Raw genomic sequence first — 12,936 nt, 5'->3', positions numbered from 1 at the left:
CCTGCCGCGAGCGGACGCCTCCTGCCATAGGACGGCGGATCGAGGAGAGAACACCATGCTGATGTCGAACGAGGCCCGGACGAGCGCCGAACGCGGGCGGGCACGTGCCTTCCCCACCGCCCGGCCACCCCGAATGTCTTCGGGGCGCGGCCGATCGTCCGCACGTCCTGGGGGTGCCGGGTGTGCGGCTTGAGCGGTGAGATCCGTTTCGACGAGGGACCACCCGATCTGGCAGCGGTCGAGCGCATGACCGACCGGATGGCCGCCCGCGGTCCGGACGGCCGGGGGCTGTGGTCACAGGGCGCCGTCGCACTGGGCCATCGACGTCTGAAGATCATCGACCTCTCGGAGCGCGGAGCCCAGCCGATGACGGACAGCCAGGCGCTGATGACCTGCGTCTTCAACGGCTGCATCTACAACTACCGGCAACTCCGTGAGGAACTGCGCCGGCTCGGCCACCGGTTCGTCACCACATCCGACACCGAAGTGGTCATCAAGGCCTACCGTCAATGGGGCACCGACTTCGTCCGGCACTTCGTCGGCATGTTCGCCGTGGCGCTGGTGGAACACGAGACCGGCCGACTCGTCCTCGCACGTGACCGGCTCGGCGTCAAGCCCCTCTACCTGGCTGAACTGCCCGGCCGTCTGCGCTTCGCCTCCTCGCTCCCGGCACTTCTCGCGGGTGGCGGCGTGGACACCTCACTCGATCCGGTGGCGGTGCATCAGTACATGAGCTGGCACGCCACGGTCGCCGCGCCCCGGACGGTCCTCGCAGGGGTACGCAAACTCCCGCCGGCGACCGTACGCGTCGTGGAACCGGACGGGACCCATCGCGACCAGCACTACTGGGAACCGTCCTACACGCGTCGGGCCGAGTTCGCCGGCTGGGGGCCGGACGACTGGCGGGACGCAGTCCTCGCCGCGCTCCGCACGGCCGTCCGGCGCCGAACGGTGGCCGACGTCCCCGTCGGCGTCCTCCTGTCGGGCGGCCTCGACTCGAGCCTCATCGTCGCCCTGCTGTCCGAGGCGGGGCAGCGAGACCTGGCGACCTTCAGCGTGGGCTTCGAGTCGGAGGCGGGCGAGGAGGGTGACGAGTTCGCCTACTCCGACCAGGTCTCCCGGCACTTCGACACCGAGCACCATCAGCTGATGGTGCCGTCCGACCGCGTCTCCACCGCCCTGGGCGGTGCGATCGCCGCCATGAGCGAACCGATGGTGAGCCACGACGCCGTCGCCTTCCACCTGCTGTCGGAGCTGGTCTCCAAGGAGATCAGCGTCGTACAGAGCGGCCAGGGGGCCGACGAGGTGTTCGCCGGCTATCACTGGTACCCCACGCTGGCGAACGTCCGGCGGGAGCGAGAGCCCCGGCGTTACGAGGAGGTCTACTTCGACCACTCGCACGCCGAGCTGGCGAAGATCCTTCAGCCGCACATGCTGCCCGACCACGACACGTCCGCCGAGTTCGTCCGCACCCAGATGGCGGCGCCGGGCGCCGAGACCGCACTGGACGCGGCACTCCGGCTCGACACGCACGTCATGCTCGTGGACGATCCGGTCAAGCGGGTCGACAACATGACCATGGACTGGGGCCTGGAGGCCCGGGTGCCCTTCCTCGACCACGAGCTGGTCGAGCTGGCAGCCGCCTGCCCACCGGCACTGAAGCTCGCCGAGGGCGGCAAGGGCGTACTCAAGCGAGCGGGGCGCACCGTACTCCCGCGCGCCGTCGTCGACCGCCCCAAGGGCTACTTCCCCGTGCCGGCCGTCCGCCACATGGCGGGACCCGTCCTCGAACGCGTACGGGAGGCCCTGACCGCGCCGGAGGCCCGGGCGCGCGGGCTCTTCCGCGACGACTACGTGGCGACGCTGCTGGCGGCACCGGACGACCACCGCACGAAGCGAGGGGCGAACGCCCTGTGGCAGGTAGCGTTGTTGGAGACATGGCTGCAGACACACGGAATCAGCTGACGGACGAGCCCGTGTCGACGGCTCCCGTCGCGGAGCAGCTCGCCGACGCGGGCGGCCCGCGGGACAACCCGCGGCCGTCGGTGGCGCACGGCTGCTGGCACCCCTCCCCGGACCCCCGGGGGAAGCAGGCGGCGTTCATCTGCGACCGCGAGGGCACGCCGCAGCTCTGGGCCGGGCCGGTGGACGGCGGCGGCGTCCACCTCCTCGACACCGGTCGGGATCACGTCACGGAGGTCTCCTGGTCCCCGAGCGGCGAGTGGATCGCGTACACCGTCGCTCCTGGGGGAAGCGGTCACACGCGCGTCCTCTGCGTCCGCCCCGACGGCTCGGACCGCAGGGCCCTGGCGGGCGTGGAACCAGGGAGTTCCGCCTATCTGGGGTGCTGGGCTCCGGACGGATCGGCCCTGGCGGTGACGGTCGCCGAGCCGATGGGAGAGCGATCCGGCCCGCGCGCCGGCATGGACCGTCCCGCCGGCTGGACGGAACGCGACGGGCACGCGACCCTCCTCGACGGCCCCCGTCCGGGTGGAGCGAGCGCCCGTGCGCCCGTACCGGCCCGTGACCGGCTCACGGCGTATCTCGTCGATCCCACCGGAACGACCGCGCCCGAGCTCATCGCCGACGAGACCGGGGCGGCGACGCTGCGTGTGTGCGACATCAGCCAGGACGGGCGGCTCGCCCTGCTGCGGCGCGGGCCCCGAGGCAGACGCGAAGCCGTGATCGTACGTACGGCGGACCGGACCCCGACGTGCGCCCTGCCCGTCGCGGACGGCGACCCATGGATCGGCCGCTTCTCGCCCGACGCACGCACGGTGTGGCTGCGCAGCAACCACGAACGGGAGTTCGCGGCACTTCTGGCGCTCCACCTCGACGACGCCGGTCGGCGGACGGAGCTCTCCGTGGTGATCGCTCGCGACGCGTCCGACCTCGAACTCCTCACGCTCGTCGAGGGCGATCGGCGAGCGGCCCTGGTCTGGAACGACGGCGGCACCAGCGTGCTCGAGACCCTTCCCCTCACCGGTGAACGGAGCGAGGCGCCCACGCCGCGCGAGGTGACGTTGGAGCACGAGGTCGTCACCCGGGTAACGCCCGCGGGGCCGGACGGCATGCTGGTGGCACTCTCGGGTTCACGGAGACGCCCCGGAGTGTGGTCGGTGCCCGCCGCGGCGCCCCCCGTACGTACCCCCTGGTCGGCGAGTGACGCCGCCTCCGTGCCTCGGGGACTCCCACCCGTACGCCCCGTCCCCCTGCGTGCCACGGCTCGCGACGGGCTCCTCCTGGGCGGCTGGTACCGGCGGGCTCCCGGCCGGGCTCCCGGTGAACCCGCGCCATGCGTCCTGCACCTCCACGGCGGCCCGGAGGACCAGGAACGCCCCGTCTACGACCCGCTCTATCAGCAACTGCTCGGCGAGGGCATGGACGTCTTCGCCCCCGACGTGCGCGGCTCGTCCGGATGGGGCCGCTCCTTCGTCGACGCCGACCTGGGGGAAGGACGCTTCGCGGCCATCGACGACGTCGCCGACTGCGCGACCCACGCGGTCGCCTCCGGCCTCGCCGATCCCACGCGGCTGGCCGTCATGGGGCACTCGTACGGCGGCTACCTCACACTGGCCTCGCTCGTGTGGCACCCCCATCTCTTCCGCACGGGAATCACGGTGTGCGGGATGTCGGACTTCGCCACGTTCTTCGCCGGCACCGAACCCTGGCTCGCCGAGTCCGCCGCTCACAAGTACGGCCATCCCGAGCGGGACCGCGCGCTCCTGCGTGCGCTGTCGCCCATGAGCCGCGTCGACGAGCTGCGCGTGCCGCTGCTCGCGGTGCACGGCGAGCACGACACGAACGTACCGCCCGGCGAGTCCGAGCAGATCGTGAGCGCCGCACGGGCCCGGGGCCTGCCCGCGGAGCTCCTTCTGCTGGGCGACGAGGGCCACGACTTCCGGCGTGCCGACAACCGGCGGCTGTTCCGCCGTGCCGCCGCGGGGTGGATGCGGCGCTGGCTGCTCGGTTGAGCCGCCCGCGGACCGGCGCCCGCCTCTCCCAGCGCGGAGCAGCGCCGGTCACAGCCCTTCGGCCGCCTTCGCCCTCAGACGGGCCCAGGCCCGGTCCCGTACATCCGAGCGCAGCAGCACGTCGATCGCCGTACACGCCAGCGCCTCCGCCGCCGCAGTCATCACACGCCGCGCCCGGGGCCCCGCCGCCGCCTCCGCGAACTCGTACGTGTGGCCGGAACCTTCCGTGCCCATGATGGCGACCCAGGGGTGGGTCCCGGGCACCAGCGTGCTGACGTTCCCGAAGTCGGACGACCCCAGGTACACACCTGGCTCCGGCTCCGACAAGCGGATGCCCGCCCGGCCGAGGTGTCCGGCGAACAGGCCCGACAGCACCTCGTTGTCACGGAAGTGCTCGTACCGCCCTCCCACGTCGGCCACCTCCACCCCGGTACGGGTGGCGGACGCCACGCCCCGCGCGCAGGAGCGCAGCTCGTCCACCAGGTCCTCCAGCGCTGACGTGGTCGCCCCGCGCAACCCGAACATGCCCTCCGCGTACGCGGGGACGACGTTCGTGGCCCTTCCGCCGTCCGTCACGATGCCGTGGACGTGCGAGCCCGCAGGCAGCCGCCTGCTCAGCACGCCGAGCGTGTTGAAGAGCTGGATCAGGGCCCCCAGCGCGTCGATTCCCTCCGTAGGGCTGCCGGTCGGGTGTGCGGCACGGCCGTGGAACCCCACCCGGACCTGCGCGCTGGCCGTCAGCGGCGCCCACGTCCAGTCGTGGACACCCGGGTGGAACATCAGGGCCGCGTCCACACCGTCGAACAGCCCTGCCGCCACCTGTGCGACCTTGCCCCCGCCGCGCTCCTCGGCGGGCGTTCCGACCGCCAGCAGAGACCCCTCGAAGTCACCGAGCGCGGCCCGCACGGCGAGCGCCGCACCGAGACCCGCCGACGCGATCAGATTGTGGCCGCACGCGTGCCCCAGCGACGGCAGCGCGTCGTACTCCATCAGGACGGCGACGCAAGGCCCTCCCCCGCTCACGGACCCGGTGCGGGCAACGAACGCGGTCGGCAGGCCTGCCACTCCGCGCTCCAACTCGAAGCCGTCCCGTTCGAGCTCGCCCGTCAACAACCGGGCCGCCCGGTGCTCCTCGTAGGCCGTCTCCGGCTCACGGTGGAGCGCGAGGCTCACGTTCCACAGCCGGTCCTCCAGGGCGGACACCGCCTCCCTGGCGCGGGCGTGCACGGACTCCGCAGTCTGCGACACGTGGACCTCCTCGGGCCGGGTAGAGCCGGCGCGCAGTCGTCTGTGGAGAGGGCGACCGGTCGATGTCCACGGTGACTGGCGTGACATCGTCCCGGTGCCCTGCACCGTCCTGTCATTCGGGCCCTCCGTCGGCCGGTGGGAGGAGGGGCCCCAGGGGGCCGAGATCGAGGTTGAGGTCCTGGAGTGTGTAGCCGTGCTCGGCGCAGAGGTCACTCAACGCGTCGTGCAGTGCCATGAGGGTGGCGCCCAGTTCCTCCTCCTGGTCGTCGCTGAGGTCGCCGGTGTCGACGCGTCGCAGCGCCTGTCTCTCGATGAGTTGACGCAGGAGTTCCACGACGGTGAGCACGAGTTTGAGGAGGTCCTCCTCGACCGACTCCCGGTCGGTACGGATCCTGCGCGCGGGGCGGCTCGGTTCGTCGGCGGCGGCCGGCGGTGCCTGCACGAGGCGGAACGCGTCGCCGAGGGCAGCGCCGATGCCGTCCAGCGGCTGCGTGGCCGGAACGCCGTCGCGCCCTCCGGGCGCCGGGCGGGCCCCGGTCACGCCTGCCTCCGGGCGGACGGCCCGAGCGGGTCCGCCTCGGAACCGACGGACACGATCAGGGCGCGGAGGGAGACACGGACCAGATCGATGTCGGCGATCGAGATCACGATGTCCCCGGAGAGGACCACACCGCCGCTCAGGAGTCTGTCGAGCAGGTCGATGAGGGCCACCTGGCGGCCGGGCAGCGGCTCGGTGAGGTGAGCGTCGCTCATCGCACCGGTCCGTCCCGTGCGGCGGCTTCCCGGCTCGGCTCGGACGGCGGTGGCGGTGGCATGGCGAAGGAGTACGGCGCCCACGGACCGGTGACTTCGACGCGTACGCCGTCGAGGTCCGCCGCCACCGCGGCGAGCGCGGCACGGAAGCTGTCGGTCCGGTCGTCCGGGACGAGGTAGGCGTCGTTGAGGACGTTCTCCTCGGGCCCCGCCAACTCACCGTGCTGCGCGGGATGGCGTACCCGGTGCGTACGGAACCGGGAGACCAGTGCGTCGATGCGCTGCGCGGCCTCCTGGGCGTTTCGGTAGTGGTCCTCCCTGACACTGTGCTGGGCCCGGCGACGACGGAGGTACGCCTTGCCCGGGCTGAGCGTGCTGCTGCTCCCGGCACCGTCGGCGCCGTGGTCCTTCGCCGGCTCGGCCGCGCCGATGTAGAGCTTGACGCCCCATTCGCTCCGCCCGCGGAGCAGGGCGATCCGTTCGGCGAAGACCTGCCGCTGGGCGGCCAGTGCCTCTTGGGCGCGTTCGTCGTCCTGGTAGAGGGTCGCGAGCCGAAGCGGGAGGACGGTGTCCTCACGGGCGATCGCCTGCACCACCTCGTGGTGGGCGCGCGCGATGCCCTCCAGCCAGTCCAGGTCCTCGAAGCGGGCTTTCAGCGTCCGTTCGTCGAACTCGTGCGCTGCCACCCGGCTGATGACGAACGCGAGGGAAGGGGAGAGGCCTTCACTCTCCGGGGGCTCGCCTTCGCCGAGGAGGGACACGTCCGCGCCCGACACACCGCGGAGGCCCTCGAGTCCTGTCCTCACCCGCCAGGTGTCGGGCACCACGGCATAGACATACGTGAGGTTCTCGCGGGCGGTCATGTGCTGCGCTTTCGTCGTGCCGCCCCGCGGCGCGGTGCCGGCTCGTCCTCCGCGTCCGGATCGACGTCCTGGTCCTCCGGCTCGTCCGTCCCGAGTTCGTCGATCTCCGGTACGACCCGCTCACGGCGCCGGAGAGACTCCGGGTGCCGTGCGTCGTCGCTGATGGCCGCGCCGCGCTTGAGCGCTTCCACCTCGGCGCGGAGCCGACGGTTCTCCTCCTCCAGCGTTCCGCCGCCGGCCTTCGAGGAGAGCGAGGGGTCGTGCTCCCACCAGTCGATTCCCATCTCCTTGGCCTTGTCGACAGAGGCGACCAGGATTCGCAGTTTTATCGTCAGCAGTTCGATGTCGAGCAGGTTGATGCGGATGTCTCCGGCAATGACGATGCCCTTGTCCAGGACGCGTTCGAGGATGTCCGCGAGGTTCGCGGAGGAACTCGGCCCGTACGGCATCGGCGAGGCCCTGGAAGGTACGCTCCCGAAGCGGTCGGGCAGGGGGTCAGACACGGCAGCGGTCCTCGATTCCCCGTCATGGAGTCTGCGTGCGGTGGGCGGTGATCTCCTCGAGCCGGTCGAGCAGCTCGTCCTCGCGGTGCTCGAAGGTCTCCTCGTCGATCTCCCCCCGTACGAGCCTGTCCTCGAGCTCCGAGAGTTCTCTCCAGACGGGAGCCGGGTCGTAGTACTCCTCCTCGGCCTTGTCCAGCACTCGCTGGGCGACCCAGGTCACTCCGCGCACAGGTGCGAGGGGAAGCGTGAGCAGGGATGTCAGCAGTCCCATCGTCTCCCTCCTTCCGACTCACTCGACGAAGCTGTACGGCGGCAGCGGGCCGCTCAGCCGGAACTCGACGCCGTCCCCGATCTGTCGGGCGAGGCCCGCCGCCACGGTCCGGAACTCTTCCCGCCGGTCGTCGGGCACCAGGAGGGAGAAGTTCAGGAAGTCGGCTCCGGACGCCTGCCGGACGGTGTGCTCCCGAGCGAACGGAAGGAGAGCTTCGACCAGTCCTGACGCCAGGGCATCCTGCCGTTCCTGCACCTGCGCGGCGATCAGCTGGCCGAGGGCCATCGGCAGCTGGGGATCGCGGTCGCCGCCCCGCATGCGCTCGTTGAGTTCGCGGGCCTCAGGGGTCTCGTGCAGGATCTGCCGCAGGAGCTCCTCCTCGTCCTGCGACGCTCTCACGTGGTACTCGGCGCATCCGCCGAGTCTCTCCAGATTGGCGAGATAGCCGTCGGCGTTCTTGAAGAGGACCTGCTCGACGGTCGACTCGTCGGCGGCCGTGTAGCCGAACTGCAGGGGCAGGACGGCGCCGCCGCGCATGAGGTGCTCCTGCACCTCCTGGTGAATCGACAGGTCACGCCGCTTGGGCCGGATCTTCTCGGAGATGTCGCTGACCACGGCGCGCAGTGGCCCGGAGGCGATGCCGCGCACGGCGGTCGGCTCGGAGCCGACGCCGGACAGGTCGCCGATGTCGAGGGGATGGTTCTCAGCGGTGATCGCGTAGACGTACAGGGCCATCGGTCACTCCTTCTCCCGTCGTGCCGGGCGTCGGGCAGGCCGTCGACGTCGGGGCGCGGATTCCGCCTCCTCTTCCTCCTCCTCGTCCGGCTCGTCGTCGTCTCGCGACTTCCCTGTCAGGGACTCCGTCACAGCCTCGACCGCACCGGTGAGCGCACCCTTCGACTTGCCGCGGGCCCCTCCCTCCACCATGCCGCCGACCACTTCGGGCAGCTGCGCCGGCGCCTTGCGGCCGGCTTCGAGGTCGAGCCTGTTGCACGCCTCGGCAAAGCGGAGGTACGTGTCCACGCTGGCCACCACGATCCGGGCGTCTATCTTGAGGATCTCGATCCCGACCAGGGACACCCGCACGAAGACGTCGATCACCAGACCGCGATCCAGGATGAGTTCCAGGACGTCGTAGAGGCTGCCTGTGGAGCCACCACCTCCCCTGCTCACGGCGGCTCCGCCGCTCTGCGGCACCATGGTCATGGCGCCTCCTTCCGCGGCCGAACCGAACTCAGAACGGCCGATCGATCATGCCTCGGTTGTAACGGCGGGTTCGTTCGAAGGAGAGCAGCGTGCCCTGCTCGTCCAGGGAGACCTTGTAGCTGGCGAGCACGCTTGTCGTGTCGGGGATCCGTTCCAGCTCCAGCACTTCCACCTGCGCCTCCCACCCTCCGTCGGTGGGTTTGAGTGAGGAGACGGACTCGGGACGTCTGCCGAGCAGACTCGCGAGTTGCTCGGTGGCGGCAGCCATGGCTGCTCCCGGGTCCACGGCCTTCGGCCTGCTCGACGCCGGCTTGCGCCGAGCGGGCGGGCGCTTCTCTCCGGCGGAGTGCGAGGTACTCCGCCGAGGGCGATCCGAATCCATTGAGCCCATGACACTTCCGCGGGACGCGTAGCAGCTTAAGGCTAGAATGTCACCTTATAGGGACATATGCCATGCCCGGGAGAGCAGGCCCGCATCCCATCGCCCCTGCGGGGCGTCCGGACGCGTTCCGCAACGGACGCGTGACGTGATCCAGGCGTTCGGCGCGGGCAGCGGAACGGCCGCAGCGCCCGGTGAAGGGACACGGGTCATGGAGGACACCACCAAGATCGCCCTGGCAGCAGCAGTGGCAGGCGGCTACGTGCTCGGAAGGACGAAGAAGGCTCGCCTCGCTTTCACCGTGGCGACCTATCTCGCCGGCCGGCGCTTCGGCCTCGAGCCGGGACAACTCGTCACGCAGGGGCTCACCAAGCTCAAGGACGTACCCCAGTTCGCCGAGATGGGCGAGCAGTTGAGAGGTGAGGCCCTGGACGCCGGTCGCCAGGCGTTCACCGCAGCGGCCAACCGCAAGCTGGCCGACCTCGCCGACTCCCTCCACGAGCGGACGCTCGCCATAGGCAGCGGCGGGGGCAGCGACCAGGAGGACGAGGAGGAAGCGGACGAGCGGTACGACGGGGACGAGGAGTGGGAGGACGAGGAGGAGTCCGAGCCCGAGGACGACGAGGCCGCCGAGGACGAGGACGGGTGGGAGGAGGAACCCGAGGGCGAAGAAGAACCCGAGGAGGAAGAGGAGGAAGAGGAGGAGGAAGAGGAGCCCGAGGCAGAACCGGAGAAGCCGCGCAGGCGCCGGTCGACCCGCCCGCAGTCCAGCTCGCGATCAGCAACCGCCGAGTCCTCGCGCACCCGTAAGGCCCCCCAGAAGCGCGGTACGGCGTCTCCTGCCAGGAAGGCGAGCCCGGCCAAGAAGGCGGCCGCGTCGAGAACGACGAAGGAAACACCCAGGAAGCGGTCGACGGCGAGCCGGAGCACGGCGAAGAAGGCCGCGCCGGCGAAGAAGGCGGCCCCTGCGAAGAAGGCCGCGCCGGCGAAGAAGACGGCCCCTGCCAAGAAGGCCGCGCCGGCGAAGAAGTCCACGGCCGCCAAGAAGACCGCCGCCCGTCCGGCGAAGAAGGCAGCGGCACGCAAGCCGGCAGCCAAGAAGACGGCTACGACACGCAAGCCGGCAGCGAAGAAGACAGCGGCACGCAAGCCCTCGACGCGGAGGTAGGTCATGGCATCCGAAGGCCGAAACCGCGACCAGGACGGCACCCGTGACCGCGACGAGAAGTCAGAATCCGGGCTGGACAGGCTGTTCGCCGAACTGGGTGAATTCCTCACGGCACAGACCGGTCAATTGGCCGACAAGGCCACGGACAAACTGGAGGACGTCACCGACCAGCTGTACGACGTGGCGGAGAACGGCGGCACGATCGCCGACATCGGCGGGCGGTTGCTGAAGGGCGACTCCCCCGTCAAGGCCGTGGTGGGCCAATCACTGGGGGGCCTCAAGGACAAGGTCACCGATGCTGCGTCGAACCTGTTCGGCTCGGGCAAGGGAAAGCGCAAGAGCGGCACCCAGAAGATCACCAGCATCATCGAGACCATCGACGTGGGCGCACCGCTGCGCAGGGTCTACAACCACTGGACCCAGTACGAGGATTTCAGCGGCTTCACCAAGGGTGTCCGTAACGTCTCGCAGGGAGACGAGACGAGCAGTGACTGGAAGGTCAAGGTCGGTCCCTCGACGCGCAGTTGGAAGGCGACGGTACAGGAACAGGTGCCTGACGACTGCATCATCTGGACCTCCGAGGGTGCCAAGGGCTCCACGCGCGGCTGCGTCAGCTTCCACGAGCTGGGTCCGTCTCTCACTCGGATCCTGCTCACCGTCGAGTACTACCCCTCCGGCCTGTTCGAGAAGACGGGCAACCTCTGGCGTGCACAGGGCCGGCGTCTCCGGCTGGACCTGAAGCACTTCCGCCGCCACGTCACCCTCACCGACGACGAGCCCGAGGGCTGGCGCGGTGAGATTCGCGACGGTGAGGTGGTCCGCTCGCACGAGGAGGCTCTCGAAGAGGAAAGCGAATCCGACGAGGCCGGAGAGGAAGACGAGGAAGACGGAGGCCCCGAAGAGGAGTACGAGAGCGACGAGGAAGACGAGCCGGAGGAGGAGAGCGAAGAGGAGTACGACGAGGACGAGCCGGAGGAGGAGTACGAGGAGTACGAAGACGACGGCGAAGACGAAGACGTCGAGGACGAGCCGGAGGAGGACGACCACGCGACGGCGGGCCGGCGTCGAAGCGGACGCTGATCTGCTCGGCTCTCCGAAGGAGAAGCGGCCTTCACGGGCCGCTTCTTCTGCTGATCGCGGTACACCGGTGTCGCAGCAGCACCGGTTGACGTGTCAACGAGTGTCGGCTCTCTTGCCTCCGGCCATTTCTGCCACCTTCCGGCACTCATCCCCAGGGGCCACGCCAGTCGAGGCACAGGACGGTCGCGTCGTCCTTCGGAGGCCCGCCGCCGTAGGCGTCGGATACCGCGGCGACGAAAGCGCGTACAACCTCGCGTGGATGTGCGTTCGCCGTCTCGCGCAACAGTCCACGGAGGTCGACCGTCCGCGCGTCGCGTTCCTGCATCCCGTCGGTGTAGAGCAGCAGGCGGTCACCGGGGCGCAGGTCGAGGTCCTGCACCTGATAGGCACCCTGCTCCGCGATGCCGAACGGAAGGTCGACCTTCAGCTGCACCTCGTCGGCCACTCCGTCACGCAGCAGCAGGGGCCACGGATGGCCGGCATTGACGAGCCGGCTGCTGGACCCGTCCAGGGCGATGCGCAGCAGCTGGCCGGTCGCGAGGGAGCGGCGGCCGTGGTGGAGCAGGGCTTGGTGGGTCTGGCGGGCCTGTTCGGCCAGGTCCTCCCCGGCTCGGCGGGCACCGCGGGAGGCATTGACGAGCAGGGTGGCCGTGAGGGAGGCGCTCACGTCGTGGCCCATGGCGTCGGTGACGGAGAGGTGGAGGGTGCGGGCGTCGACGCTGTAGTCGTAGGTGTCCCCGGCGATGTCGGAGGCCGGGACCACGGCGCCGGCCAGGGTGAACTGGAGGGCTTCACAACAGGCTGCCGACGGAAGGAGCTGTCGCTGGATCTCAGCGGAGAGGCTGACCGTCGCGGTGCGGTTCCCCCAGTGGTAGAGGTCGGTGAACCGGCGGTCGGTGACGATGACGTAGGCCAGCGCGTGTGCCGCGGCCTCGACCTGGTCCAGCACATCCAGGGGTGCGCGGTCGAGAGACACCTCCAGTACGCCGATGATGTCGCCGCGGTTCGTCACCGGAGCGAGCACCCGCTGCCCCTGCTCGCCCTCCGGCACCAGCACGAGTCGCTGACCGCGCAGGACCTCGTCGTACACCCCGGTCCCGGAGAGCAGGACCTGCGGCTCTCGGTCCCCCTGCTGGAGGGCCGAGGTGTCGTGGACGCGCAGCAGGCGCCTGCCGACGACATCGACGCACAGGAAGGACACGTACCGGGCACCGAACCGGTCGCGCAGATCGCGCGCCACGACATCGAGGGAGTCCGCCGGTGCGGCGTTCTCCCCCGCTGCCAGGACCTCGGCCAACACGATCCGCTCACCTGCCACGTCATCCTCCTGTTCTCGCGGCCTGCCGAGGTCACGTCAGCCGTACCGCGTGGCAGGAGGCCCGCTCGACTCGGACGCTACACACTCACGGTCCGCTGTCGCGTGCACACGCCGAACGGGTCCCCGGGGCGCATCGGTGTCCGGCGCCTTCTGTTCCGGTGGCCCCCCGGAGG

The 12,936-nt window shown here is 70.4% G+C and carries 14 protein-coding genes; 4 read left to right on the top strand and 10 right to left on the bottom strand.

Annotation, left to right across the window (positions count from 1 at the left end):
* The first annotated feature begins 180 nt into the window (after window positions 1–180).
* Both AMK27_RS06715 and AMK27_RS06710 read left to right on the top strand, forming a co-directional pair.
* Window positions 181–1,965, top strand: a complete 1,785-nt coding sequence (locus AMK27_RS06715; protein WP_073903486.1) for an N-acetylglutaminylglutamine amidotransferase — start codon at window positions 181–183, stop codon at window positions 1,963–1,965.
* On the top strand, window positions 1,938–3,974 hold the full coding sequence (locus AMK27_RS06710) for a S9 family peptidase (protein WP_073903483.1): 2,037 nt from the start codon (window positions 1,938–1,940) through the stop codon (window positions 3,972–3,974). The genes AMK27_RS06715 and AMK27_RS06710 overlap by 28 nt, the downstream gene beginning before the upstream one ends.
* Window positions 3,975–4,022: 48 nt before the next feature.
* Here AMK27_RS06710 and AMK27_RS06705 read toward each other — a convergent pair whose 3' ends face one another.
* From AMK27_RS06705 to AMK27_RS06665, 9 genes are all read right to left on the bottom strand, one after another.
* The gene (locus tag AMK27_RS06705; RefSeq protein ID WP_073903480.1) at window positions 4,023–5,222 is read right to left on the bottom strand and encodes an amidohydrolase; all 1,200 of its coding nucleotides are present in this window, start codon (window positions 5,220–5,222) and stop codon (window positions 4,023–4,025) included.
* Window positions 5,223–5,334: 112 nt separating this feature from the next.
* Window positions 5,335–5,763 carry a gas vesicle protein K gene (locus AMK27_RS06700; protein ID WP_073903478.1) on the bottom strand — a complete coding sequence of 143 codons (429 nt, stop codon included), beginning with the start codon at window positions 5,761–5,763 and terminating at the stop codon, window positions 5,335–5,337.
* Window positions 5,760–5,975 carry a gas vesicle protein gene (locus AMK27_RS06695; RefSeq protein WP_073903476.1) on the bottom strand — a complete coding sequence of 72 codons (216 nt, stop codon included), beginning with the start codon at window positions 5,973–5,975 and terminating at the stop codon, window positions 5,760–5,762. Before AMK27_RS06695 ends, AMK27_RS06700 begins: the two co-directional genes overlap by 4 nt.
* A complete protein-coding gene (locus AMK27_RS06690) occupies window positions 5,972–6,838 on the bottom strand; it encodes a GvpL/GvpF family gas vesicle protein (RefSeq protein ID WP_073903474.1) in 867 nt (288 codons plus the stop codon). The genes AMK27_RS06695 and AMK27_RS06690 overlap by 4 nt, the downstream gene beginning before the upstream one ends.
* A complete protein-coding gene (locus AMK27_RS06685; protein ID WP_073903472.1) occupies window positions 6,835–7,341 on the bottom strand; it encodes a gas vesicle protein in 507 nt (168 codons plus the stop codon). Before AMK27_RS06685 ends, AMK27_RS06690 begins: the two co-directional genes overlap by 4 nt.
* Before the next feature lie 22 nt (window positions 7,342–7,363).
* Window positions 7,364–7,612 (bottom strand): gas vesicle protein GvpG, encoded by a 249-nt coding sequence (locus tag AMK27_RS06680; RefSeq protein ID WP_073903470.1) that lies wholly within the window; start codon window positions 7,610–7,612, stop codon window positions 7,364–7,366.
* A gap of 18 nt (window positions 7,613–7,630) precedes the next feature.
* A complete protein-coding gene (locus AMK27_RS06675; RefSeq protein ID WP_073903468.1) occupies window positions 7,631–8,347 on the bottom strand; it encodes a GvpL/GvpF family gas vesicle protein in 717 nt (238 codons plus the stop codon).
* Window positions 8,348–8,350: 3 nt separating this feature from the next.
* Window positions 8,351–8,818: a gas vesicle structural protein GvpA gene (locus AMK27_RS06670; protein WP_073903466.1), complete on the bottom strand. Its 468-nt coding sequence runs from the start codon at window positions 8,816–8,818 to the stop codon at window positions 8,351–8,353.
* A 28-nt stretch (window positions 8,819–8,846) separates the two neighbouring features.
* Complete coding sequence (locus tag AMK27_RS06665; RefSeq protein ID WP_073903464.1) at window positions 8,847–9,209, bottom strand: gas vesicle protein GvpO; 363 nt, start codon at window positions 9,207–9,209, stop codon at window positions 8,847–8,849.
* A gap of 199 nt (window positions 9,210–9,408) precedes the next feature.
* Here AMK27_RS06665 and AMK27_RS42285 point away from each other — a divergent pair, with 199 nt between their 5' ends.
* Together AMK27_RS42285 and AMK27_RS06655 are read left to right on the top strand one after the other, a co-directional pair.
* Window positions 9,409–10,365 carry a histone protein gene (locus AMK27_RS42285; RefSeq protein ID WP_073903462.1) on the top strand — a complete coding sequence of 319 codons (957 nt, stop codon included), beginning with the start codon at window positions 9,409–9,411 and terminating at the stop codon, window positions 10,363–10,365.
* A 3-nt stretch (window positions 10,366–10,368) separates the two neighbouring features.
* Window positions 10,369–11,445, top strand: coding sequence for an SRPBCC family protein (locus tag AMK27_RS06655; protein ID WP_073903448.1), 1,077 nt, complete (start codon window positions 10,369–10,371; stop codon window positions 11,443–11,445).
* A gap of 145 nt (window positions 11,446–11,590) precedes the next feature.
* Here AMK27_RS06655 and AMK27_RS06650 read toward each other — a convergent pair whose 3' ends face one another.
* Window positions 11,591–12,763 (bottom strand): PP2C family protein-serine/threonine phosphatase, encoded by a 1,173-nt coding sequence (locus AMK27_RS06650; protein ID WP_073903446.1) that lies wholly within the window; start codon window positions 12,761–12,763, stop codon window positions 11,591–11,593.
* Window positions 12,764–12,936: the final 173 nt, after the last annotated feature.

The organism is Streptomyces sp. CB02009 (assembly GCF_001905825.1).
Taxonomy (GTDB): Bacteria; Actinomycetota; Actinomycetes; order Streptomycetales; family Streptomycetaceae; genus Streptomyces.
This window is presented reverse-complemented; position numbering and strand designations above follow the sequence as displayed.